The following is a 22,828-nucleotide window of genomic DNA, read 5'->3' as shown; positions in this document are numbered from 1 at the left end:
TCTCTTGTTCCGCCGTGCATCTGCGTGCAGGCGATGTCGTCGACGGCTCCACGGCAGTCGTCTCGGGGTGTGCGGGAGGCCGCCGACCGCCGACGGCCCCCCGTTGCCCCCTACCGGAAGTCGGCCGCGTGATCGGCGGCCCACTGGTCAAACGTGCGTGCGGGGCGGCCGGTGACCTCCTCGACCGTCGGTGAGATCTCCGCCGGTACGCCGGCGCGCCCCGCCTGGAACCTGAGGGTCATGTCCGCGAGTTCGGGCGGGACCCGGTTCCGGATCATCTGCTCGCGCGCCACGGCCCGCGGCACCTCCTCGTACCGCACCGGACGTCCGACGGCCTCGCCGATCCGCCGGGCCTGCTCGGCCTGGGTGAGCGGCTCGGGCCCGGTCAGCACGTATTTCGCGCCCACGTGCCCGTCCGTCCGCAGCGCGCGGGTGGCGACGTCCGCGATGTCACGCTCGTCGATGAGCGCCGTCTCGGCCTCCGGGTACGGCCCGCGCACCACACCACCGGCGCGGATCTGCGGTGCCCACTGCAGGGTGTTGACGGCGAAACCGCAGGGCCGGACGAGGGTCCACTTCAGCCCGGACGTCTCGACCTCGTGCTCGATCTCCCTGTGGTACGCCACGATCGCGTTGTCGGCGCCGTCGGTGGTGTACTCGACGGAGGACGACGAGAGCATGACGACCCGGCGTACCCCGCGTTCTCTTGCGGCCCGGAGGACCGGCCCCGCCGTGCCCGGCGAGGGGAACAGGAACAGCGCGCAGACGCCCTCCAGCGCGGGCTCCACCGTCTCCGGCCGGGTGAGGTCTCCACCGACCACCTCGGCCCCCGCCGGCAGGCGGGCTCCCTCGGGGCTACGGGTCAGCGCGCGCACGGACTCGCCCGCGGCGAGCAGTTGACGGACGACATGACGACCGACGTTCCCGGTCGCTCCGGTCACCAGGAACACGGACCCCTCCCCGTCTCCGGCCTCTCCGGATCAGCCTCGGCAACGTCATTCCGCACGTGACCGCTCCCTCAGACCGGCGAAGCGGCCGCCCTGGAAGATCAACGGCCTCGCGCCGGGCCCCAGGGACCAGTCCTCTGCTTCGGCGATCACCAGGTGGTGGTCCCCCGCGACCTGAACGGTCCTGATCCGGCAGTCCAGCCAGCCCAGTCCGTCCACTGTCACGGGGCGCCCGGCGGGGGTCCGGGCCCAGTCCCGGCCGGCGAACCGGTCCGCGTCGGGTGCCGAGAAGGTCCGGCAGATCTCCTCCTGCGTATCGCTGAGGATCGAGACGGCGAAACCGCCCGTGGCCCGGATGGCCGGCCACGTGGTCGAGGTCAGCGCGGCGCAGAACGCGATCAGAGGCGGATCGAGTGACACGGAGGTGAAGGAGTTCACCGCCATGCCGACGGGCCCGCCGTCCGACTCCGCGGTCACCAGCACCACTCCGGTGCCGAAACATCCCAGTACATCGCGGAAACTGCGCTGGGTGAGCACACTCGCGTCCCTTTCCCGGGTGTCAGCGAAAACTGCCGGCGTTGTCGCGCGCCCACTGCGCGAACGTCCTCGCCGGCTTCCCGGTCACCGTTTCGACGGTGGGCAGGGCCTGGGTCTCCGCCACGGTGGGGCTGCCGAGGAACTCAAGGGTGGCGGCCACGATCTCGGCCGGCATGTGCGCGGCCATCGACTCCTGGGCCCGCTCCGGAGTGATCTCCTCGTGCCGCAGCTTCCGGCCGATCGCCTCGCCGATCGCCGCCACCTGCTCGACGGGCGTGATCGGCGCGGGGCCGGTGAGCGCGTAGGCCGCGCCGGCGTGCCCGTCCTGGGTGAGCGCGGTTCGGGCCACGGCCGCGATGTCACCGGAGTGGACGGCGGGCAGGGCCACCTGCGCGTACGGCGTGCGGATCACGTCGCCCGCCGCGAGCTGGGCCGCCCAGGACCGGGTGTTGGAGGCGAACTGGCCCGGACGCAGGAACGTCCACTCCAGTCCGGACTTCTCCACGGCGCTCTCGGCCTCCTGGTGCACCTTGCCGATGAAGGAGTCCGGGCGGGTCTCCACGGCCATGGTGGACAGCAGCACGACCCGCCGTACCCCGGCGCGGGCGGCCTCCTCGAGGACCGCGGCCTCGTTCCCGGACATCATGAGGAAGAGGGACTCCACCCCGGAGAAGGCCTTGGCCAGCGACCGCGGTGTGCTGAAGTCCCCCTCGGCCACGTCCACATCGGCCGGGAGCTCGGCCCGCGCCGGGTCCCGGGTGAGCGCCCGAACGGCGACCCCCTCGGCACGCAGTTGCCGCAGCAGCTCGCCGCCGACGTTGCCGGTGGCTCCGGATATCAGAATCATGACGTCACCTTTCGGAATGTGTTGATGTGTTCGGCCACCCATTGGGCGAAGGTCAGCCCGGGCCTGCCCAGATAGGGGTCGACCGGCGCGATCTCGTGCGGGCGGCCGACCATCCTCGCGAACATCCGCAGCCGTGCCTCCACGGCATGCGGGGGGACACCGGCCCGGAGCCACTCCTGCCGCGCCTCGTCGTGGGTGAGCTCCGCGAATCGGACCGGCTCGCCGGTCACTTCGCCGATGATCCGTGCCCGGTCGGCGTAGCTGAGCGACTCCGGCCCACTGAACAGCGGTGTGTCGCCCACGAGTTCGTCGGTCAGCAGAGCGCGGGCGGCAATGGCCGCGATGTCACGCTCATGAACGGGGGCGGTCCACGCATCCCCGAAGGGGAAACGGGCGACGCCGTCGGTCCTGATCTGCTCGGCCCACTCCAGGGCGGTCGCCGCGAACCCTCCGGCGGGCCGCAGGAAGGTCCATTCCACACCGGTCTCCTCGATCTGACGCTCCAGATCCCGGTGCTTCACGCCGATCATGTTCTTGGGGTCGTCGTCGAGGACCGAGTAGGACGACAGGGCGACGATGCGGCGGACTCCCGCCGCCTTCATCCGGGCGATGGGCTCCGCGGAGCCTCCCGGGAAGGCGTTCATGACGAAGAACACCGAGGTGATGCCGTCCAGGGGCAGATCGGCGGTGGCGGCCACCTCGGCCTCGGCGGGCAGGCCGGCCCTGGCCGGGTCGCGGCTGAGGGCCCGTACCTTTCGACCGGCCGCGAGCAGCTCGTCCACGAGCGGCCTGCCGACGGTCCCGGTGGCTCCGCTTACCAAGATCATTGTTGTCTCCCTAGGACGGCCCGACGAGACCCTGGAGATTCATGGTGTAGGCGAGCCCCGCGGGCTCGAACTGCATGACCGCGTGGCTCGCGACCGAGCGCACGTCCCGCCAGTACCGCCCCAGCGGGTGCCCGTCCTCCTGGGCCCTGGTGCCGCCGATCCTCAGCAGCCGGTCGGTCGCGCCGACCAGCATCTCCAGCGCCAGCGCGCAGTCCCTGCGGTTGCGGAGCGCGAGCCCCGGCGGCACGGCGGCACCGTCCGAGACGGCGGCGGCCCGCTCCAGCAGCATCTGGGCCGCGTCGATCTCTCCGGCGGCCCGGGCGAAGTCCACCTGGTAGGGCTCGCCGGCCGCGGCCCGGGGACCCGTCGGGGCGACCGCCACGAGCTGCTCCGCGATGGCGAGCGCGGCACGCGCGGCGCCCAGTACGGGAGCGACGAACATCAGCCCGCTCACGGCGGGGTTCGACAGTTGGGTGTACCCCGGCAGGCCCACCATCGCGCCCCGCATCGCGTCCTCGCGCAGACAGGTGCGGTGCTCGGGCACGAACACGTCGTCCAGGACGACCGTGTGGCTGCCGGTGGCCCGCATGCCGAGGGAGGACCAGGTGTCTTCGTAGGTGTAGTCCTCGCGCGGTACCGCGAAGAGCCTCATCGGCTGCCCGCCGGACTGCGGGCCCGGGGCGGGGCCGGTCAACAGCGCCCAGTCGAAGTGCTCGACGCCGCTGACGTAGGTCCAGGACCCGGAGAGCCGGTACCCGCCATCCACCGGGACCGCCGTACCCATCGGCTTGAAGACGATCGCCAACATCACGTCGGGACCGGCCGCCCAGATGTCGGCCTGGCTCTGCTCCGGCATACAGCACACGTACCGGGCGGAGTAGGCGGCGACGCTGGCGAGCCACGCCGTCGAGGGGCACTCCTCAGCGAGCTTCGCCACTGCGGCGGTCAGGTCCGTGTGGCTGTGCTCGGGCCCTCCCCAACGGGTCGGCACCCGCCACCGGGCGAACCCGGCGTCCACCATCGCCTGGATGACCTCCGGGCTCACCCTGCGCTCGACGTCGGCCTGCGCGGCCTGCGCCCCGGCCAGCTTGGCGAGCTCGGCCAGCGCCGCCTGTGTCTCTGTCGAGAGTGACATGCCGGTCGTTCTCCTTTCACGCACCGTCACGGACGGGCGGGATGTTGTGGTTGATGCGGAACAGGTTGTGCGGGTCGTACTCGGCCTTCAGCGCGGTCAGCCGCCGGTAGTCCGGCTCCGCAAAGGCCCGTCGCACCCGCTCGGGGTCGGAGTCGTGGTCGAACAGGAACCCCGGCAGCAGCGCGCCGGAGTCCCACGGCCTCAGCCGCTCCATCACCTCGTCCACGGCCCGGCGCACCGCGTCCGCATCCTCGGCCGGGGCGGGCATCCGCAGCCACATGTGGAACGCGGCGTCCCTGGTGCCCACCGCGTGCGCACGGTGGGGCGGCCGGCTCAGCGCCCCGCCCAGGTGCCGAAGTTCGATGCCGGGGAACGGTCCTTCGGGCGCCGTCGGATCTATGAACGAGACCAGCGTCTCGACCGCCGCGTCGTCCAGCTCGTACAGCAGTGCGCTGCGGAAGTGCACCCTGACCGGGTTCTTCGGGTCGTGGTGCATCTCGGTGATCCGCGCGTACGGCATCACGGCGCAGGTGTCGTTCTCCGGTTCGAGCGCGCGCAACGGTTCCACCAGCCGGGCGCCATGCGTTTCGTCGCCGGTGTAGACGATGTGCACCTGCACGAACGAGCGGCCACGCCACTCATCGGGCAGCTGTGGCACGTCCGGGAGCCGCAGCAGTGTCACCGAGGACGACATCTCGTCCGGCTGCTCCTTGGCCCAGGCCAGATAGGACCGCACCACGTGCGCCGCGTGCGCGGGGTTCTCACCCGGGTAGTAGAGCTCGCCGCCGTAGACGCTCCGCAGCGGCACCAGGTCGATCTCGGCAGCGGTGACCACGCCGAAGTTGCTGTTGCCGCCCCGTACCGCCCAGAACAGGCCGGGTTCCTGGGTGGGCGAGACCGTGCGGACGCGGCCGTCTGCCGTGACCAGGTCGAGGGAGCGGACATGGTCCGCGGCGAAGCCGTACGTGCGGCAGGTCAGTGGCAGTCCGCCGCCGGTCAGGTAGCCCGTCACCCCGACCTGGTCGGAGGAACCGCACAGCGGCGCGAGGCCGTGCTCGGCTGCGGCGGCGAGCACCTCGCCCCAACGCAGCCCCGCCCCGATCCGGGCGGTTCGAGCCCGCGGATCGACGGACAGTTCCCGCAGGTTTCTGGTCGAGACGAACACCGCGCCGGCGGCGGGCACCGACCTGCCGTGCCCGGTCGACTCCACCGCGACCGGCCGGTTCCCCGTGGCGGCGAACCGGACGGCGGCGGCCACATCGTCGGCGTCGGCGGCGACCACGACTGCGACAGGACGGTGTTCGACGGTGAGCAGCCAGCCGGAGGTCGCCTCCTCGAACCCGTCGTCCCCAGGGTGGAGCGTGCGTCCGCGGATCGGTGCGCCCAGGCTCACGACGTCGTGCCAGGGCGCTGGTTCGTCACCGACTCGTTCGCCCGCGGACTCGGCCGTGGTGGTGTGCACCAACACGCCGTCGGGGGTGTAGATCCGGGCGGTGCCGACTCCTGTGTGCGCGTCCCCCTCAAGGTGGGCCTCGACGTGAGCCTGCAGATGCCCCGCGTGGCCGCTCGCCGGGGTGAAGGTCTCGGTGAGTTCGTAGGTGAAGCGCCCCGCCTGCTCGGCGGCCCAGGTCCCGGTGCCCACGGTGACGGGGGTACGCAGAGCGATCGTTCCGTCCGGTGCGAACGAGATGGTGTAAGGGTCGGTTTGACCGTCGTGGTGCACCGAGCCGGTCCAGACACCCACGGGGCTCCGGCCCGCGTCGGCCGCGGAGTTCGTATCCAGCATGTCAGCCATCCGTCTTCTCTGAGGACTTCGCCGTATCGGCCGTCTCCGCGAGCGGCGGAGGGCCCGGCAACCGGGTGTTGCGCAGCAGGGTCGCGGCCGCTGCGGCCAGCACGGCGAGCACCGCACCGACGATCGCGGTCGTCTGCAGGCCATGCACGAATGCCTCACGGGCCGCCGACAACAGCCGGGAGCTGTCGGCGTCCGGCAGCGTGCGAGCGACGTCCACCGCGGCGGCGAGGGTGTCCTCGGACGCCCTGCCGACGTGGGCGGGCAACCCCTCGGGGAGCTTGTCGGCCAAGTTGGCCCGGTACACCGCGAAGCCGATGCTGCCGATCACCGCGATCCCCAGCGCGCTGCCGAGCTCGGAGCCGGTCGCGCTCATCCCGGACGCGGCGCCGGCCCGCTCGGGCGGGGCGGCTCCCACGATCATTCCGGTGCCCAGCACGGTCAACGGGCCGAGCCCGAGACCGATGACGGACGTCCCGGCCACCGCGATGACCAGGTCGGAGGGGCCGTTGACCCGGCTCAGCAGCACCATGCCGAGCGCGGAGACCAACAGGCTCGCGGACAGCAGGCTGCTCAGCTTCATCCGTCCGGCGAGCGCCGGTCCCCCCATGGAGCCGACGAACACTCCGAAGGTGATCGGCAGCGACCACAGCCCGGCCTGGACCGGGGGCAGGCCCCGCACCAGCTGCAGATACTGCAGGACGAGGAACTGTGACCCGGCGGCGAGCAAGGTGGCGAGCACCACCATGCCCAGGGCGATGCCGAACAGTTTGTTACGGAACAGGGTGAGGTCGACCAGCGGCTGCTCGAGCCGGCGCTGGCGGGAGAGGAAGAGCGCCGCCAGCGCCAGGCCGACGACGAGGGCTATGCACGACTCTGGCTCCAGGCCCTCCTGGGCGATCCGCTTGATGCCGTAGATCAGGGCGAGCATGCCGACGACGGACATGATCGCGCTGATGAGGTCCGGACGGGCGACCGAGCGGTCCCGGTACTCGGGCAACACGATCGGGCCGAGGATGACCAGCAGCACCATCACGGGAACGCCGATCAGGAAGACCGATCCCCACCAGAACCACTCCAGGAGCGTGCCGCCGACCAGCGGGCCGATCACCGTGCCGACGCCGAAGAAGCCGGTCCACGCCCCGATCGCGGCACCCTGCTGCTTGGGGTCCTGGAACATGATCCGGATCAGGGAGAGGGTGGAGGGCATCAGTGTGGAGCCCGCGATTCCCAGCAGCGCCCGGGCGGCGATGAGCATCGCCGGGTCGACCGAGAAGGCCGAGACCACCGAGGCCGCTCCGAACGCGACCGCGCCGGTCAGCAGCAGCCGCCGGCGGCCGATCCTGTCCCCGATCGCGCCCATGGGGATGAGGAAGCCCGCGATGAGGAAACCGTAGATGTCCACGATCCACAGCAACTCGGTGTTGCCGGGCCGCAGGTCGGCGGTGAGAGTGGGCAGAGCCAGATGCAGGACGGTCAGGTCCATGGCGATGAGCATGGTGGGCAGCGCGAGGACCGCCAGCCCCAGCCATTCTCTTCGGGTCGCCCGCGGTGCCGCCGTACCCACGTCGGTACTCAAAGAAAAGTCTCCTTGCGTTGTCATTGGCTGAACTACGGGACCCGAAGACCTGACGTCGGGTCGGGGTCACGACCGCACGTCGTGCCAGCCCGCGAGCGACCCCGCAGCGAGCGCCGCACGCAGCCCGGGTGCCTTCGCGTCCTTCTCCGAGATCAGCGGTGGCTCGCTGAACCCCCAGGGGAGCGCCAGGTCGGGGTCGAGCGGATCGATGTCGATCTGCGTGCCGGGCACGTAGCCCGTGGAGACCACGTAGCAGACGCAGGCGTCGCCGGTGAGCGACAGGAATCCGTGCCCGACCCCCTCCGGCACGTACACGCACCGCCCGGACTCGGCGTCCAGCTCGGTCACGTGATGCGTACCGAAGGTGGGCGAGCCGACCCGCAGGTCGACGACGATGTCGCGGAGCGCCCCGCGTACGCAGGTGACGTATTTGGCCTGCCCCGGCGGTACGGCCACCCCGTGGATACCCCGGAGTACGTTCCGCCGGGACACCGAGAAGTTGACCTGTTCCGGCCGGAACGGGCATCCGGTGACCGCCTCGACCTGGTCGGAGCGGAACGCCTCGAAGAACGCGCCCCGCTCGTCGCGGATCTGCCGCGGGGTGAACACGAACGCACCCGGCACCCGGGTCTCGACCACGTCCATGTCCGGTTCAGTCCCGGGTCCGGTACTGCGCGGCCATCCGCTCCAGTACGGGCACGATCTCGCCGGGGCCGGGGGCGGCGGTCATGTCCGCGTACACAGCGGCGGTCCCCTGCTGGAACGACGGCTCGGTCAGCATCCTGGACAGCTCGCCGCCCACCTGCTGCGCGGTCAGCCCGTCGCTCGCCAGGACCACACCCGCACCCCTTGCCTCCAGGTAGCGGGAGGTGTTCAGCGCGCTGCCCAACTCCTCCCCGACGATCATCTGGGGCACCCGGTGCGCGGCCGCTGCGAAGAACGTGCCGAAGCCACCGTGGTGGATGACCGCCGAGCAGCTCGGCATCACCTGGGTGAGCGGGACGTAGTCGAGGATCCGCACGTTGTCGGGGACGCGCGCGTCCTCCCCCAACTGGTCCGCGTTGACGGTGGCGACGACCTCGATGTCCATGTCGGCGACCGCCTCGAAGGCAGCCATGACCCGCGGGTCCGGGCCGTCGTGGACCGTGCGCCCCGTGACGCCCAGCGACAGGCACACCCGGGGCCGCGACGGTGGCCGCGACAGCCACTGCGGCGCCGGGGCCGCCCCGGTGTACGGCACCCAGCGCATCGGGACCCGGCGCAACCCTTCGGGCCCGGGCAGCCGCGAGGGGATCGGGTCCACGGTGAAGTCGCCGAACAGCAACTCCTCGGAGAAGTCGTGGCCGAACCGCCCGAACACCGGCGCCAGGAGCCCGGCCAGCGGGTCGGTGTCCGCACTCACCGCGGTCGCCGGGTCATCCATGCGTTCGACCAAGCGGCTACGGACCCAGCCGAGGTAGTCGGGGCCCCACATCAGCCGAGCGGACGCGGCCCCGGACTCGCGGGCCGCGACCGCCCCCACCGGACAGGCCGGATCCCAGATCACCAGGTCCGGTTGCCAGTTCCGGGCGAACTCGACCAGGTTGTCGGCGAGTTCCTGCCGTCCCTCCTCGTCCGGGTGGTATCGCTTGTTCGCGGCCACCAGGTAGTAGCGGGTCGCCCGCCAGAGCCGGTCGAAGTCGGAGCCGGCCTCGAACCCGAGCGCGTCGCTGAAGCGGTCCAGCTCCGCATCGGTGATCGGCGGGGGCGGCGAGGTGCGCTCGCCGATCCCGACCGCCGTGAGACCGGCCGCGGTGATCTGCTCGACCAGACCGGTGTTGCTGGCCACCCGTACGTCATGTCCGGCGCTCTGCAGCGCCCACGCGAGCGGGACGCTGGGGTACAGGTGAGCGGTCAGTGGTGCGACCGCGATGAGAATCCGCATGTGAACAGCCTTAGTTGTCGTGGTTGCCAACGCGCCCCGGCGGCGTGCCGCGGGTCCAGACCACCTCGAACGCGAGGCGGGCGAAGCGCCAGCCGGCGTCGGTGCGCACCGCCTCGCCCTCGAAGCGGTCCCCGACTTGGAAGGGCTCGGGTGTCCCGGGTGTCTTGTGCGCCCCTGGCTGCCCGGGCAACTGCTCCGGTGTCGCCTCGTGGGCGTGCACGTGGGTGGCGATCAGGTTTCCCCTCACTCGCGCCCGGTCCCCGTCGATCTCGACGAGGTGGCCGGCGGCCACGTGGTGGGTCCGCTGCCACTTGCCCATCATCGCGGCGGTGAACTCGGCCATGCCGGCCACACCGTTGTGACCACCCGTCAGGAACTGGAACCTGCCGTCCTCCGTGAAGATCGACCGCGCCCAGGCGTCGTCGAACCGCGCCTCGTCCAGACCGGCCAGATAGCGGTCGACCAGGTCCTGGACGTCCATCCGGTCGCCGAGCAGATGCAGTCGGCCCGCGTCGTGTGACATGTGCGTCCTCCTCAGCTCTCAGCCCATCGGGGCGGCCGGGGCGCCGAACCAGCGGCCCAGCGCGTCGGTCAGCTCCTCCTGCCCGCCGGGCGCGGCCCAGGCCACGTGCCCGTCGGGCCGCACCAGCACGGCGTCCACCGGCGGGACCGAGGAGTCGGCGGCCGGCTTGGCGCTCACCACGTCCACCCGGTCGGCCCACGGCCGCGCCGCCTGTCGTACGGACGCGTCGTCGGCGAGGTCGAGGACGAGGCCGCGCGCGCCGCGCAGCAGCGGGAAGACCGTGACCGTCCCCGTCTCGCCGGCGAGTTCGAGGTCGGGCATCCGCAGGCCGAGCAGCGGGTGGTCACCCGGGCCCGTCGGGTACCGGATCTCCAGCCCGCTGACCATGCCGGCCAGATGCCGGTGCACGACCTCGTGGTCCGTGAGCTCGCTCAGCACGTCGCGGAGCGGCTGCATCTCGGTGCCGCCGAGGAAGAGCAGCCCTTGGGCGCGGGTGTTGTTGAGCAGCCGCTCGCCCACCGCGTGCCGCTCGTCGTGGTAGGTGTCGAGCAGCGTGCCCGGAGCCCTGCCACGCACCACGGCGGCGAGCTTCCAGCCGAGGTTGAAGGCGTCCTGGATACCGGTGTTCATGCCGAGCCCGCCCGCCGGGAGGTGGACGTGCGCGGCGTCGCCCGCGAGCAGCACCCGCCCCTTGCGGTACTCGGTCGCGAGTCGCGTGGCGTCGCCGAAGGCGCTCACCCACAGCGCCTCGCCGTGACTGATGTCCTCGCCCGTGAGCCGCTGCCAGCCGGCGGCGACCTCGTCGAACGTCGGCGGCTCGGTGCGCCGTCGCGGGGGCGAGTCCCGTTCGCATACGACGACCCGGTCCACCCCGTCACCGAGGGGGGCCGACATCGCGACGCCGCCGGGCAGCCACTCACCGATGAAGCGCGGCCGGATGGCGCACCCGCGAACGTCGGCGAGGAACAGCTCCAGGGTGGCGGGGGTGCCGGGGAAATCGAACCCGGCCAGCCCACGGACCGTGCTGCGGCCGCCGTCGCACCCGATCAGGTATCGCGTGCGCAGCGGCAACGGCCCGTCAGGCCCTTCGACCTGGACCTCCACGGTCTCGCCGTCATCGGTCAGGCCGACGACCTCGTGGCCGCGGCGCAGGTCGCATCCGAGCTCGGCGACCCAGCCACGCAGCATCGTCTCGGTGTGGACCTGCGGCAGGTTCACGACGGCCGGATGGGCGTGGGCGAACACCCCGAAGTCCAGCGGCAGCCCGCCGAAGTGCCCGCGGGTGGTCGTCTGCAGCGAGGTGTCCTGCGCGTCGAACCTGTCCACCAGGCCGCGTTGCGCGAACACCTCCGAGGTCCTGGGGGTGAAGCCCAACCCACGTGATTCGCTGGTGGGTTCGGTCAGCCGGTCGAGCACGACGACGTGGACCCCGGCGAGGCGTAGCTCCCCCGCGAGCATGAGCCCGGTCGGACCGGCGCCGACGACGATGACCTCGGCGTCGATTGCGGCATCCATCAAAGGTCTCCTGTTCAGATTCTGGGCTCCGCCCGGGAACCGGAAGCGCACCCGTCACGCATCGGTCGGCGACTGCCGGCTGCGGGGCGACGGCCGGCTCTGTGCCCGTTCGGGGCGCCGCCGGCCCGCGGTGGCCCGGCACGCCCGGCCAGGGGCGGGAGGGCCTGCCTCCTGCCGCGCCGGCAGTACCGTCATCGCGGCGGCCGGCTCCTCGGCCGTCGGGCGCCCTCTTTCCACCCGGATCACCGGGGCGGATCGCCGTGCTCGCGCACCGGCAGGTCGACGTTCGTGTCGATCTCGTTCATGGCGGGCACACCCTCTCGGTCATGTGCTCGGGGCGCCGAACCAGCGGTGCAGAGCGGCACCAAGTGGTGTCGTACCGTCGTCGACCCATGCGACGTGACCGTCGGGACGGAGCAGGACCGCGCCGCTGGTTGTGCCGCCGGACTCGGTGGTGGACCCGGGACCGCGCGACGGTGCGGCCGACACCACGCGGACCCGGTCCGCCCAGCCGGCGACGGCTCCCGACGCCAGGCCGGCGGCGAAGTCGAGCAGCACCCCGCGGCCGGTGCGGAGCAGCTCGGTGGTACTCGTGGGGCCGGTCTCGGCGGTCAGCTCCCAGTGCGGCGCCCGGCGGCCGACCAGCGGGGCGGCGTCCTTTCCGTCCGGGTAGCGGACGTCCAGGCCGCTGATCATGCCGGCCAGGTGCCCGGCCACCTCGTCGTGGCCGAGCAGTTCGGCCAGGATCGCGCGCATCGGCTCCACCTCCGCGCCGCCGAGCAACAGCGTGGCCTGCGCATCGATGTTGGCCAGCACACGGCGGCCCACGGCGTGCCGCTCGTCGTGGTAGCTGTCGAGCAGGCCCGCCGGGGCCCAGCCACGCACCTGGGCTGCCAGTTTCCAGCCCAGGTTCACGGCGTCCTGCAGGCCCAGGTTGAGGGCCTGGCCGCCGACCGGCATCTGTGCGTGGGCGGCGTCCCCGGCAAGCAGCACCCGGCCGATGCGGTACCGCTCGGCCAGCCGACGGGCGTTCCCGAACGCGTTCACCCAGATCGGTCCGCCGGCGCCGATGTCCTCCCCGGTGACCCTCGCCCAGGTGGCGGCGACCTCGGCGAACTCCGGCTCCCCGGCACGTGCTGCGGCGGCCCTGCCGAACTCGTGCACCATCACCCGGGTGATCCCGTCGGGCCGCCGGTGGGCGATGGCCAGGCCGCGCTGATGGCGTTCGAACCGCCGGTCGGGCACGTCGATACCGGCCACGTCGGCGCGGAGCAGCTCGTGTGTCGCGTCCGTGCCGGGGAAGGCGAAGCCCGCCAGCCGGCGTACGGCGCTGGCTTCGCCGTCGCATCCCACCAGGTAGGCGGCCCGGATTCGGACGCCGCCCCCGGGGCCCACCGCCTCGGCTTCGACCCCCGACGCGGTCTGCCGCAGGCCCACGAGCTCGTGACCGCGTCGTACGACCGCGCCGAGACCGGCTGCCCGGCTGCCCAGCAGGTGCTCGGTGCGGGCCTGCGGCACCTTCCACTGGCCCGGGTACCGGCTGTCAAGGCCGCTGAAATCAAGGCGGATCCCACCGAAATGCCCCGCCATGTCGTGGGGCACCGTCCCCAACGCGTCCAGCAGCCCGCGCTGATCGAGGATCTCCATGGTGCGGGCGTGCAGGGTCGACGCCCGCGACTCGGTGGTGGGTGCGGCCAGCCGCTCCAGTACGGTCACCCGCGCCCCGCCGGTCCGCAGTTCCCCGGCGAGCATCAGCCCGACCGGCCCGGCACCCACGACGATCACGTCGGTGTCCACAGAGTGCGCGGCCATGGTCAGCGCTTGTTCTCCGCGTAGTCCTTCGCATGGCCGAGCGTGGCGCGGCTGTTGGCGCTCAGCGCGTTACGTACGTACTCCCGGGCGTCCGCGACGGCCGCCTCGGGGCCCAGCACCCTGGCGATGTTCTCGGTGTTGAGGACCACGGTGTGCTGTGAGGAGGCGGCGACGCCCCGCTCGTTCTGAGTGAAGGTCCAGTAGCCGGTGTGCAGCGTCATCAGGGCGGGCAAGGTGACCTGCTTGTACGCGATCCTGTGGTGCGGGAAGGTCACCCGGTACGACTTGGTGGTGTGCGTGGAACCATCCTGCGCGCGGGTGTCCATCTCCAGGATCTGCAACCCGGGAGTGCCCTCCTCCAGACGGACGCTCGCCACGTGCGGGAGCCGCTCGGCCCACAGCCCCGCCTCATTGACGAAGTCGTAGACGTCCTTGGCCTGGCCCTGTATCTGGACGGTGTCCTCGAAGGAGAAGGTGATCTCCTCGGACGCGTGGGCCAGTTCGACGTTCTGCTTCAGGGAGGCGAGTTCGGTGCGGGAGTTGCGGTCGACGGCCTCGTCGATCCACTTCAGGCTCTCGGGGTCGTCGTCGACCGCCCGGTAGTCGTGCAGCAGCCGCACCCGGGACACCGAGTCGGACAGCGGCTCGACGATCCAGGTGCCGCCCATGGCGGCGACCGGCGGGCTGGAGACCTCCTGCCGGAAGGTGATCCGCAGCTCTCGCGGGTCCAGGGTGCGGTGCGACGTCCAGTTCTTGGCCTCGCCGTTGGCGGTGGCCCAGATCCGTATGCGCTCCTCGTCGGCGCCGCGCTCCACGGGGTCGACACAGATGGTGGGCGGGAAGATCCGGGGCCAGTGCTCCACCTCGGCGATCAGCCGGTAGACGGCGGCGGCCGGGGCGTCGATCGTGATCTCGTGCTCGACCAGGCGGTTCGTCATCGGTCCTCTTCTCTCGGTCCTCTTCTCCGCACGTGTCAGAAGTTGCCCAGGCCGCCGCAGACGTTCAGCGCCTGTGCGGTGATGGAGGCGGCGGTGTCCGAGGCCAGGTAGCCGACGAGGCCCGCGACCTCCTCGGGGGTGGAGTAACGGCCCAGCGGAATCTTCGCCTCGAACTTCTGGAGGACGGCCTCCTCGCTCGTGTCGTAGGCGGCCGCGTACCCCTGGCGGACACGCTGGGCCATCGGTGTCTCGACATAGCCGGGGCAGACGGCGTTCACGGTGATCCCGGTCGGGCCCAGTTCGTTGCCGAGCGCCTTGGTGAAGCCGACGACTCCGTGCTTGGAGGCGGAGTACGGGGCACCGAGCACCACACCCTGCTTGCCGGCGGTGGAGGCGATGTTGATGATCCGGCCGCGGTTCTTGTGCCGCATGCCGCCGGTGTTGAGCACCTCACGGGTCATCAGGAACACACTGTTGAGGTTGGTGTTGATGACGTCGAACCAGAGCTCGTCGGCGATGTCGGCGGTGACCCCGCCACCGGACCGGCCGGCGTTGTTGACCAGCACGTCGATCGTGCCGAAGCGGTCGACGGCCTGCTGCACGAAGCGGTGGATGTCCGCCGCGGAGCGGACGTCGCAGGGGGCGCCGTCGACGTCGAGTCCCTCGTTGACGAGCCCCTTGACGGTACGGGTCACGCCGTCCTCCGTGCGGGCACAGAGGAACACGCGGTGGCCCTGGCGGGCCAGCAGCCTGGCTGCCTCCAGGCCGATGCCGCTGGTGGCGCCGGTGACGATGGCGACCTTCGGTTCCTGCTCCGTCATGCTGTCTCCTGACTGCGTCGGTGGGCGACGCCGGGACCGCCGGCCGAGGCACGGCCGTGCGGGGGCGTGAAGTGGGGGGGCGCGCCGCTGGCCCCGCCGGGCATCAGCGGTGACCGGCGGCGCGCTCGGGGGTCAGGCGGCGCCGGACGGCACCAGTACGCCGTTGACGGCGTCGATCAGGGCTCGCGGCGTCTTGGCTTCGGTCAGCGTGTCGTCGTCCAGCGTCACGCCGAACTCGCGCTCGATACGGCTGCCGGTCTCGAGCAGGGCCAGCGACTCGTAGCCGAGCGACTCGAAGTCGGTGTCGAGGATGTCTCCGTCGAGGTCGACGCCCTCGTCCGCGCCGGCGCCCTCGCGCAGGATGCGCTTCAGGTCATCGATGGTGAACTCATGGGCAGACATGAACGGCTGTCCTTTCATCTCGGTGGTCTGGTCTGCGGGTCCGGGCTAGACGGCGCGTGCCACCAGCGCGGAGTTGAAGCCGCCGTGGCCGCGGGCGATCACCAGAGCGGAGCGGACCGTCGCGGTGCGCTCCTCTTCAACGACCAGGTCCAGGCCGTAACCGGGGTCGGGGGTGACTCCGATGGAGGGCGGGATCACTCCGTCGCGCATGGCAAGGAAAGCGGCGGCCACGTCCAGCGGTGCCGCGCCCGAGTAGAGGCGTCCGGTCATGGTCTTGGGCGCGGTGACCGGCACGGCCCGTGGACCGAACACCCGGCAGATCGCCTCGGCCTCGGCACGGTCCAGCTCGGGAATCGCGGCCGCGTCGGCGAACACCACGTCGATCTCCTCCGGAGCGACGCCCGCGTCGTCCAGCGCCAGCTCGATCGCCTTGGCCACCCCGGGGGGACGGCCGCTGCCCGGCCGGGGGTCGAGGGTGGAGCCGTATCCGGCGATCTCTCCGTAGACCACCCGGGCCCCGCGGGCACGGGCGCTCTCCAGATCCTCGAGGACCAGCAGCGCCCCGCCCTCCCCCGGCACATGTCCTCTCGCGGCGGCGTCGAAGGGCAGGTACGCCCGCTCCGGGTCCGAACTCGTGCTCAGCCGGCCGCCTGCCATCTGGGCGACCCAACCCCACGGGCAGATCGAGGCGTCGACGGCCCCTGAGATCACCAGCCCGGTGCCCTTGCGGATCTGACGCCGCGCCTGAGCGATGGCGTCCAGCCCGCCCGCCTGGTCGCTGACGACCACACCGCTCGGGCCACGCATGCCGTTGCGGATGGAGATCTGGCCGCTGTTGACGGCGTAGAACCAAGCGAAGGACTGGTAGGCGCTCACATACCGAGCGCCCTTGCTCCACAGCGCCTGCAGCTCCCGCTGGCCGAACTCGAATCCGCCCGACGAGCTGGCCGTGATCACGCCCATGTCGTACTCGGGCAGTTCCCGCGGGTCGACACCCGCGTCGGCGAGCGCCCAGTCGGCGCTCGCCAGAGCGATCCGGGTCACCCGGTCGGTCTGTGGCAGCAGCCGCCCCGGCAGATGGTCCTCGGCGACGAATTCGTCGATCTCCCCCGCCAGCCGCGCCGGATACTGTGCGGGGTCGAACCGCGAGATACGGCCTATGCCGCTGATCCCCTTGCGGGCAGCCGCCCAGTACGTGTCCGTGCCACAGCCGTTGGGGGCGGCCACGCCCAGACCGGTGACCACGGTCCTGACGGCGGCACTGCTCATGCCGCGCTCCTTTCGGGACGGGCCAGCACCATCGCGCTCTGGAATCCGCCGAAGCCGCTGCCCACCGAGAGCACGGCGTCGGTCCGCCAGTCACGTGCCGTCAACGGCACGTAGTCCAGGTCGCACTCAGGGTCGGGCGTGTGCAGGTTGGCGGTCGGCGGCACGACACCGTGTTCCATCGCGAGCGCGCTGGCCGCGATCTCGATCGAACCGATGGCGCCCAGCGAGTGACCGACCATCGACTTGATCGAGCTGACGGGCACCTGGTAGGCGTGCTCGCCCAGGCTCCGTTTGAAGGCGGCGGTCTCGTGCCGGTCGTTCTGTTTGGTGCCCGAGCCGTGCGCGTTGACGTAGTCGACGTCGTCCGGGTTGAGCCGAGCCTCGTGCAGGGCGACCCGGATCGCCTCGGCCATCTCCCGTCCGTCGGGGCGCAGGCCCGTCATGTGGAAGGCGTTGCTGCGCGTGGCGTAGCCGGCGACCTCCGCATAGATGTGCGCTCCGCGGCGTCTGGCGCTGTCCAGTTCCTCCAGGACGAAGACGGCCGCTCCCTCGCCCAGGACGAATCCGTTGCGCGTGTGGTCGAAGGGACGGGAGGCGTGCTCCGGATCGTCGTTGCGCGACGTGGTCGCCTTGATCGCGTCGAAACACGCCAGCGTGATCGGTGAGATGGGGGCGTCCGACGCGCCCGCCACCATGACGTCGGCCGAGCCCTCACGGATCAGCTCGGTGGCATGGCCCACCGAGTCCAGCCCGGAGGTGCAACCGGTGGAGACCACCGTGGCGGGACCCTCGGCACCCACGGCCCACGCCACCTCGGCGGCGAAGGAGCTGGGCACCAGGTAGTTGTAGAGGTGCGGGACGGCGTAGGTGTGGTCGACGAGTTCGAGCCGGCCGCTGTCGCTGACGGTGCGGTACTCCTCGTCCAGCCCCATGGTGGCGCCGACCGCGCTGCCGATCGTCACGCCGGTGCGGTGCGGATCGAGGGCGGTGAGGTCCAGTCCGCTGTCCGCCACCGCCTCGCGTGCCGTCACCACGGCGAACTGCGCGGCCCGGTCCATCCGCCGGATCTGCTGGGTGCCCAGCCCGAGGAGTTCGGCGTCGAAGTCAGCCTCGGCGGCGACCTGCGAGCGGAACGGGGTCGGGTCGAAGAAACTGATGCGGCGGGTGGCGGTGCGGCCGTCGGTCAGCAGACTCCAGAAGTTCTTGACGCCCACACCACCGGGCGCGGTGACGCCGATTCCGGTGATGGCGACCCGCCGGCCGTGTGGCGCGCTCACCGTGCGGTCCAGTCGTAGAAGCGCTCCGCCATGGCATCGGCGGGAGAGCGCCAGGTCGCCGGGTCGTAGGCGGTGATGAACGGTTTCAGATCGTTGCTGATGGTGACGAACCGGGAGTCGGTCTTCGCCTCCTCGATGCGCTCGCCACCGTCTTCGCCGTCGAAGTCCTGCAGGTGGAAGTACAAACCTCGGTAGGAGAAGAGCTGTCGGCGCCTGGTTCCCATCCGATGCGGCATCTCCGTGTCGTCGAACGCGCCGAAGAGGCTCGCGACCTCCGTGGCCGAGTGGGGTTCCATCCGGGCCACGATCAATGTGCTGTGCATCCACATCTCCTTGTCGGGACGGTCAGAGAGAGGCCGAACCAGCGCTCGAGTTCCATGGGCAGGTCGTGGTGGCTGCGGGCGCGGCCCATGCCACGTGCCCGTCGGGGCGGACGAGGAGGGCCGATGTGCCGGTGACCGGGCTGCCGGGCCGGAGCCCGTAGGGAGCCGCGGTCACGATGTCCACACGGTCGGACCAGCCCGACGCCCGGCTGCGGAGAACGGCGTTGTCCTCCAAGGCCGAGCGGAACGCCCCGCCCCGCGTGCAGTCGTTTGTGCGTGTTCGGCGTGCGAGATGTCGATGCCGGTGATCCGCTGGCAGGCTGCGGCGACCTCCGCGTACGACGGCGGTTCGGTACCTCGACGACTGGGTGCCTCACCGGCACACGATGATGCGGGTGACGCCGCGGTCGCCGAGTGGGCCGGACACGGCCATGCCGCGGGGAAGGTCTCGCCGATCAGGCGTGGCTCCAGGTCCTCGCCCTCGATGTCCGCCAGATACATCTCGGTGCGCCGCGCAAGAAATACAGAGATTTCCATTCGGGCCGGATGAGGAATACTCCGAAACGGCCTTCGATTACCCAGCCGGTGACTGGACACAGCGCTGAGGAAGTTATGGAACAGCTTCTTCGAAGAACGGGATGATGTCAATGCCGCTTCCCCAAAGCAGCGACAGGGCGGTGTCAGAGAATTGTTAAATCCCGCTTCGCAGGCAACGCTGTTTCACCTGGCCAGGGTGCAGATGCGACGCCGTTTCGCACGCGCCCGCATATTCGCCGGAAAACAGGAGCGGGCACGGCGCCGAGGCCGTGCCCGCTCGTTCCGGAGGACCGATCCGTCAGGAGCGACCGCCAGTGCGCGCTCCGAGAGACCGCAGGACATCCTCCTCGTGGTAGAAGGTGCGGCCCTTGCTGGTGCGCCGCCGCCACCGCTGTTCGCTGGCATGGCGATACACGCTGCCGGAGGGGATCCCCCACAGCAGGGAGATGTCCCGGGCACTCAGCCACCGCACCGTCGGCGCCGGGAGCGCCGGGCTGGCCGGCCGCTCCGTCCCGACCGCTGACGCGCCGCGGCTCAGCGCCATCCACTCCGGTGCGGACCAGCGGTGCGAGGGAACTGCGGCACAGCTGATCTCGACCTGCGAATCAGCCCGGTCAACGCTGACCGCGGCCGTCAGCCCGCCCTCGCAGTCCGCCACGACGCACGTCCCGACCCGCAAGCCTCGGCCGGGAGACGGGTCGATCACATACCGCGCCCGGCGTATCGCTCGCGCCACCTCCTCGGACAGCTCCCCCGCGGCTTCGTGGGCGGCCAGCCACCCGGCGTGCCGGATCAGGAACTCCACGACGCCGGCCACCGTGTCCCGGGGCGCGGCGACGACCCGCTCCCCGACGACCAGCCCGGCCCAGGCGCGCAGCACACCGAGGATCACCGAGCGGGCCTCGGCCGCCGCGGTGTTGAAGGGGAGTCCGGGCAACGAGCCGCCGCCGGAAGTACGCTCGCGCGGCCGGTCGGAGCCCCCAAGGAGCAGTCCGCACTCGTCGTACAGGCGAGGCAGCCGCGTCAGATCGCCGGTCAGGCGGCGGACGCAGGCCGCGCAGAGCCGGGTTCCAGCCACGGCGAGGTCTCGGGGACGCCCCGCTGCCCCACTTCTGCTGCGGCATGCGACGCCCGCGCATTCCGCGAGGTCCGCCACCGCGCAGGGCACTCGTGTCGTGTCATTGAATTCGCGTGTCATGTTGCCCCCATTTCGAGTGGGGTAAATGTATTTCGCGGCTTTAACGCAGGCAAGGAAAAGCCCACTCCATGTCAATCCCCTGTAGCGGGCCTTCCGATTCCCTGATGAACCTGTCCTGCATATGTCGACAGACTGAAACCGATCGACGTCCGCTATATTTCGGACGGTGCGTGATCGGTTCTCAGCCGAGCGGCCCATGCACAAGGACGCAGCCCAAGGCCGATGTCGCACTGCCCTTGCGGATCGTCCTGGCAGGCAGCCTCGCCCAGGCAGCGCTCGCACTTCGGGCAACGGCCCGTCGCGTGACGCCGCGAGCCATCGCCGCCTCGGCCCGGGGACTCAATGCACCACCGGAGTCCTCGCACCCCACTGGTGGGAGCCCGTCCGCTCGGCGATCCGCACCCACATGGGCGACGAGGCCGCCAACGCGCTGAAGCCGACCGGCCCCACCCGCAGCAACTGGAGCCACTACTTCCGTCGACACCTCAAGCCCGCTCACGACAAGATCCGTGACATCGGCAGCGACCTGTGGATCGACCGGGCCCTGGCTGGCCCACGACATGCTCTGTGACACCGGCAAGAGGACCAGCCGCGTCCGCCCCGAGCGCCAACGGTGATCCACGCCATCTGTCTCGGATACGCCTGGCTGAACAACCCCATCACCCGAGCACTCGACGCGATCTTCTCCTGACGCCCACAGCAGGCCGCTCCTACCCGGCCACCCCAAGCACCCCGCACCTCGCACGGGACCGCCAGCAAGCCACATCTCCAGGGCGTCGAGCGCGCCACCCGCTACACTGGCGGCGGCGAGCAGGCCCTCACCGGCCGATCACCACCCTGTCCGAACATGTCAAGAACGCGGTCGCGTGACCGACCTCGTTTTAGATACGTTTGTCGACAGATCCCCGCCTTCGTAGCTCAGGGGATAGAGCACCGCTCTCCTAAAGCGGGTGTCGCAGGTTCGAATCCTGCCGGGGGCACCAGGCAAAAGGCCCCGGACCGATCATGGTCCGGGGCCTTTGACATCTACTTCTGACATCAACGGGGTCGGTCACTGACGACCGGGCCGCCGCTTTCGCAGTAGCCGGTCCATGTGGCTCATGGCTTCGCGCTGGGTGTCCTGCACGACGTGCGTATAGACGTCCATGGTGATGCTGATCTGTGAGTGCCCGAGGATCTCCATCACGACGCGGGGTGCCACGCCGGCCGCCGTGAGGAGGGTCGCCGTGCCGTGGCGAGCGTCGTGGAGGCGAATAACGCGGAGGCCGGCGGACTCTGCGACGCGCGTGAACGAGCGGTAGATGTTCCGAGGCTCGACCTGGCGGCCGGTGCGGGTGGCGAAGACGTAGTCGGACTCGTGCCACTTCTCCCCCGCCCTGGTGCGAGCGGCTGACTGCCGCATGCGGTGCCAGCGAAGGGGCGCGCTGCAGAGGGCGGGTAGCGGGACGGCACGGCGACGGCGGCTCTTCGGATCGTCGTCGTACAGGAGGCCACGGCGGCGCTGGGCCTGCTGGCGGACGTAGAGGACGCGGTTGTCGAGGTCGAGGTCAGACCAGCGGAGACCGACGATCTCTCCCCGGCGCAAGCCCATGGCTACGGCGAGCACGAAGGCTGCGTAGAGAGGGTCCTTCCGGGAGGCCGCGGCGGCGTCTGCGCTGGATGCGCAGGACCTGGGCCGCGTGCGGGAAGAGCAGGCCGTCGACGGTGACGACCTGCACGAGCCGCTGCTCGTGGCGGCCGTGGCCCCGGGCGTCGTCGCGGTGGATCACGGGGATCTTCTTCCAGCGCAGGGCGTGGAGTTGACGGGCTTGTGCGCGTTGGTTGTTCTTGATGGTCAGCAGGTAGTGAGCGCCGCGTTCGCGCAGGTAGGTGGCGTGGTCGCGTTGGGCGTGGAGGGCATCGGCGGTGACGACCGTCCCCGCGAGGCCCGCGTCGTCGGTCTGGTCGAGGAGAGGTGCGAACTCGGGGATTTCGTTGGTCTTCGCGCCGATCTCGCGGGAGGCGAGCGTGACACCGTCGCCGTGGCGGACGGCGGACAGGACGAAGACCCGGCTGCCGTCCGGGCGGCGGGCGCCCCGCAGGCACTTGCCGTCCACCGCGATCGCCCGCCGCCGGATTCGTACCGGATCGGCGCAGGCGGCTGCCCGGTGGGCCCGGCGCTGTTCACGCTCGGTGCCACCGTCGGGCATGACCGGCTCCGGCCGGCAGGGCTGTGCGGATAGCAAGGGCCGAAGGTAGTCGTAGGCCGCCGCACAGATCTCACCGGGATTCAGGCGTCCCAGGACGCTGCGCAGGGTCTTCTCGCTCGGCACCCGGTAGCGGCCAAGCAGTGGGTGGTAGGGCAGGCCGAAGGCGGCCAATTCCTCCGGCGTCGCACGTCGGCACCACTCCGCCGCCGCGGTGATCGAGTCATGGCCGGACGGGGTCATCGCGCAGACCATCAGGGCCAGCAATGAGGAGAGCCGGTAGCGCACCCCGCAAGTCCCTCTCGGGTCGGTGACCGACTCGAACTCGGCGACCAGGCCGCGGACTTGATCCTTGGCGGCACCCTCACCAAGGGCTTCCAGACAGGGCGCATGAGGCAGGGGGACAGCGACAGGGGATGATGGAGGAACGAACACGGCA

The 22,828-nt window shown here is 71.0% G+C and carries 22 protein-coding genes, 1 tRNA gene and 2 pseudogenes; 2 read left to right on the top strand and 23 right to left on the bottom strand.

What is annotated here, in order from left to right:
* Positions 1-110: 110 nt before the first annotated feature.
* From ACZ562_RS35930 to ACZ562_RS35830, 21 genes are all read right to left on the bottom strand, one after another.
* Positions 111-950: an SDR family oxidoreductase gene (locus tag ACZ562_RS35930; protein ID WP_471188322.1), complete on the bottom strand. Its 840-nt coding sequence runs from the start codon at positions 948-950 to the stop codon at positions 111-113.
* A 45-nt stretch (positions 951-995) separates the two neighbouring features.
* A complete protein-coding gene (locus ACZ562_RS35925) occupies positions 996-1,484 on the bottom strand; it encodes a flavin reductase family protein (protein ID WP_471188319.1) in 489 nt (162 codons plus the stop codon).
* A gap of 22 nt (positions 1,485-1,506) precedes the next feature.
* Positions 1,507-2,331: an NAD(P)H-binding protein gene (locus ACZ562_RS35920; protein ID WP_471188316.1), complete on the bottom strand. Its 825-nt coding sequence runs from the start codon at positions 2,329-2,331 to the stop codon at positions 1,507-1,509.
* Positions 2,328-3,158, bottom strand: coding sequence for an SDR family oxidoreductase (locus ACZ562_RS35915; RefSeq protein WP_471188314.1), 831 nt, complete (start codon positions 3,156-3,158; stop codon positions 2,328-2,330). The genes ACZ562_RS35920 and ACZ562_RS35915 overlap by 4 nt, the downstream gene beginning before the upstream one ends.
* Before the next feature lie 10 nt (positions 3,159-3,168).
* Positions 3,169-4,293, bottom strand: coding sequence for an acyl-CoA dehydrogenase family protein (locus ACZ562_RS35910; RefSeq protein WP_471188312.1), 1,125 nt, complete (start codon positions 4,291-4,293; stop codon positions 3,169-3,171).
* Positions 4,294-4,309: 16 nt separating this feature from the next.
* Entirely contained in the window at positions 4,310-6,088 is a 1,779-nt protein-coding gene (locus tag ACZ562_RS35905) for an FAD-binding oxidoreductase (protein ID WP_471188309.1), read from the bottom strand.
* Positions 6,081-7,688, bottom strand: a complete 1,608-nt coding sequence (locus tag ACZ562_RS35900; protein ID WP_471188307.1) for an MFS transporter — start codon at positions 7,686-7,688, stop codon at positions 6,081-6,083. Before ACZ562_RS35900 ends, ACZ562_RS35905 begins: the two co-directional genes overlap by 8 nt.
* A gap of 42 nt (positions 7,689-7,730) precedes the next feature.
* Positions 7,731-8,309: a dTDP-4-dehydrorhamnose 3,5-epimerase family protein gene (locus tag ACZ562_RS35895; protein WP_471188305.1), complete on the bottom strand. Its 579-nt coding sequence runs from the start codon at positions 8,307-8,309 to the stop codon at positions 7,731-7,733.
* Positions 8,310-8,316: 7 nt separating this feature from the next.
* Positions 8,317-9,588: a nucleotide disphospho-sugar-binding domain-containing protein gene (locus tag ACZ562_RS35890; RefSeq protein ID WP_471188304.1), complete on the bottom strand. Its 1,272-nt coding sequence runs from the start codon at positions 9,586-9,588 to the stop codon at positions 8,317-8,319.
* A gap of 10 nt (positions 9,589-9,598) precedes the next feature.
* Positions 9,599-10,111 (bottom strand): nuclear transport factor 2 family protein, encoded by a 513-nt coding sequence (locus ACZ562_RS35885; RefSeq protein ID WP_471188301.1) that lies wholly within the window; start codon positions 10,109-10,111, stop codon positions 9,599-9,601.
* Positions 10,112-10,129: 18 nt separating this feature from the next.
* Positions 10,130-11,614: an FAD-dependent monooxygenase gene (locus ACZ562_RS35880; RefSeq protein WP_471188387.1), complete on the bottom strand. Its 1,485-nt coding sequence runs from the start codon at positions 11,612-11,614 to the stop codon at positions 10,130-10,132.
* Between the two features lie 66 nt (positions 11,615-11,680).
* Complete coding sequence (locus tag ACZ562_RS35875; protein ID WP_471188298.1) at positions 11,681-11,863, bottom strand: acyl-CoA carboxylase epsilon subunit; 183 nt, start codon at positions 11,861-11,863, stop codon at positions 11,681-11,683.
* An 87-nt stretch (positions 11,864-11,950) separates the two neighbouring features.
* On the bottom strand, positions 11,951-13,438 hold the full coding sequence (locus tag ACZ562_RS35870; RefSeq protein ID WP_471188296.1) for an FAD-dependent monooxygenase: 1,488 nt from the start codon (positions 13,436-13,438) through the stop codon (positions 11,951-11,953).
* 2 nt (positions 13,439-13,440) lie between these two features.
* Positions 13,441-14,376, bottom strand: a complete 936-nt coding sequence (locus ACZ562_RS35865) for an aromatase/cyclase (protein ID WP_471188293.1) — start codon at positions 14,374-14,376, stop codon at positions 13,441-13,443.
* 35 nt (positions 14,377-14,411) lie between these two features.
* Positions 14,412-15,197, bottom strand: coding sequence for a 3-oxoacyl-ACP reductase FabG (fabG, locus tag ACZ562_RS35860; protein ID WP_471188291.1), 786 nt, complete (start codon positions 15,195-15,197; stop codon positions 14,412-14,414).
* Between the two features lie 132 nt (positions 15,198-15,329).
* On the bottom strand, positions 15,330-15,599 hold the full coding sequence (locus tag ACZ562_RS35855) for an acyl carrier protein (protein WP_471188288.1): 270 nt from the start codon (positions 15,597-15,599) through the stop codon (positions 15,330-15,332).
* Positions 15,600-15,644: 45 nt separating this feature from the next.
* Entirely contained in the window at positions 15,645-16,868 is a 1,224-nt protein-coding gene (locus tag ACZ562_RS35850) for a ketosynthase chain-length factor (RefSeq protein WP_471188286.1), read from the bottom strand.
* Positions 16,865-18,145 carry a beta-ketoacyl-[acyl-carrier-protein] synthase family protein gene (locus ACZ562_RS35845; protein WP_471188283.1) on the bottom strand — a complete coding sequence of 427 codons (1,281 nt, stop codon included), beginning with the start codon at positions 18,143-18,145 and terminating at the stop codon, positions 16,865-16,867. The genes ACZ562_RS35850 and ACZ562_RS35845 overlap by 4 nt, the downstream gene beginning before the upstream one ends.
* Positions 18,142-18,468, bottom strand: a complete 327-nt coding sequence (locus ACZ562_RS35840; protein WP_471188280.1) for a TcmI family type II polyketide cyclase — start codon at positions 18,466-18,468, stop codon at positions 18,142-18,144. Before ACZ562_RS35840 ends, ACZ562_RS35845 begins: the two co-directional genes overlap by 4 nt.
* A 22-nt stretch (positions 18,469-18,490) precedes the next feature.
* Positions 18,491-18,787 carry an aromatic-ring hydroxylase C-terminal domain-containing protein gene (locus tag ACZ562_RS35835; RefSeq protein ID WP_471188385.1) on the bottom strand — a complete coding sequence of 99 codons (297 nt, stop codon included), beginning with the start codon at positions 18,785-18,787 and terminating at the stop codon, positions 18,491-18,493.
* Positions 18,788-19,303: 516 nt separating this feature from the next.
* Positions 19,304-20,083 carry a hypothetical protein gene (locus tag ACZ562_RS35830; protein WP_471188278.1) on the bottom strand — a complete coding sequence of 260 codons (780 nt, stop codon included), beginning with the start codon at positions 20,081-20,083 and terminating at the stop codon, positions 19,304-19,306.
* A gap of 526 nt (positions 20,084-20,609) precedes the next feature.
* Here ACZ562_RS35830 and ACZ562_RS35825 point away from each other — a divergent pair.
* Both ACZ562_RS35825 and ACZ562_RS35820 read left to right on the top strand, forming a co-directional pair.
* Positions 20,610-20,774 (top strand): hypothetical protein, encoded by a 165-nt coding sequence (locus tag ACZ562_RS35825; RefSeq protein ID WP_471188274.1) that lies wholly within the window; start codon positions 20,610-20,612, stop codon positions 20,772-20,774.
* A 336-nt stretch (positions 20,775-21,110) separates the two neighbouring features.
* Positions 21,111-21,186: transfer RNA gene (locus ACZ562_RS35820), tRNA-Arg, on the top strand.
* Positions 21,187-21,254: 68 nt separating this feature from the next.
* On the opposite strand, the pseudogene ACZ562_RS35815 reads toward ACZ562_RS35820, so the two are convergent.
* Both ACZ562_RS35815 and ACZ562_RS35810 read right to left on the bottom strand, forming a co-directional pair.
* Positions 21,255-21,854, bottom strand: a pseudogene (locus ACZ562_RS35815) (site-specific integrase); the annotation flags it as partial.
* Positions 21,847-22,824: pseudogene (locus tag ACZ562_RS35810) on the bottom strand (ISAs1 family transposase); the annotation flags it as partial. The pseudogenes ACZ562_RS35815 and ACZ562_RS35810, both read right to left, overlap by 8 nt.
* Positions 22,825-22,828 lie beyond the last annotated feature (4 nt).

Source organism: Streptomyces sp. NPDC040410 (genome assembly GCF_055595715.1).
The sequence above is the reverse complement of the archived record's forward strand: the minus strand, read 5'-3'. Positions and strand labels throughout refer to the sequence as shown.

Bases quoted from the DNA above. Each gene is read 5' to 3' on its own strand.
- ACZ562_RS35920 (WP_471188316.1), bottom strand. From the start codon at position 2,331: ATGATTCTGATATCCGGAGCCACCGGCAACGTCGGCGGCGAGCTGCTG.
- ACZ562_RS35915 (WP_471188314.1), bottom strand. From the start codon at position 3,158: ATGATCTTGGTAAGCGGAGCCACCGGGACCGTCGGCAGGCCGCTCGTG.
- ACZ562_RS35910 (WP_471188312.1), bottom strand. From the start codon at position 4,293: ATGTCACTCTCGACAGAGACACAGGCGGCGCTGGCCGAGCTCGCCAAG.
- ACZ562_RS35905 (WP_471188309.1), bottom strand. From the start codon at position 6,088: ATGGCTGACATGCTGGATACGAACTCCGCGGCCGACGCGGGCCGGAGC.
- ACZ562_RS35900 (WP_471188307.1), bottom strand. From the start codon at position 7,688: ATGACAACGCAAGGAGACTTTTCTTTGAGTACCGACGTGGGTACGGCG.
- ACZ562_RS35895 (WP_471188305.1), bottom strand. From the start codon at position 8,309: ATGGACGTGGTCGAGACCCGGGTGCCGGGTGCGTTCGTGTTCACCCCG.
- ACZ562_RS35890 (WP_471188304.1), bottom strand. From the start codon at position 9,588: ATGCGGATTCTCATCGCGGTCGCACCACTGACCGCTCACCTGTACCCC.
- ACZ562_RS35885 (WP_471188301.1), bottom strand. From the start codon at position 10,111: ATGTCACACGACGCGGGCCGACTGCATCTGCTCGGCGACCGGATGGAC.
- ACZ562_RS35870 (WP_471188296.1), bottom strand. From the start codon at position 13,438: ATGGCCGCGCACTCTGTGGACACCGACGTGATCGTCGTGGGTGCCGGG.
- ACZ562_RS35865 (WP_471188293.1), bottom strand. From the start codon at position 14,376: ATGACGAACCGCCTGGTCGAGCACGAGATCACGATCGACGCCCCGGCC.
- fabG (WP_471188291.1), bottom strand. From the start codon at position 15,197: ATGACGGAGCAGGAACCGAAGGTCGCCATCGTCACCGGCGCCACCAGC.
- ACZ562_RS35855 (WP_471188288.1), bottom strand. From the start codon at position 15,599: ATGTCTGCCCATGAGTTCACCATCGATGACCTGAAGCGCATCCTGCGC.
- ACZ562_RS35850 (WP_471188286.1), bottom strand. From the start codon at position 16,868: ATGAGCAGTGCCGCCGTCAGGACCGTGGTCACCGGTCTGGGCGTGGCC.
- ACZ562_RS35840 (WP_471188280.1), bottom strand. From the start codon at position 18,468: ATGCACAGCACATTGATCGTGGCCCGGATGGAACCCCACTCGGCCACG.
- ACZ562_RS35825 (WP_471188274.1), top strand. From the start codon at position 20,610: ATGGGCGACGAGGCCGCCAACGCGCTGAAGCCGACCGGCCCCACCCGC.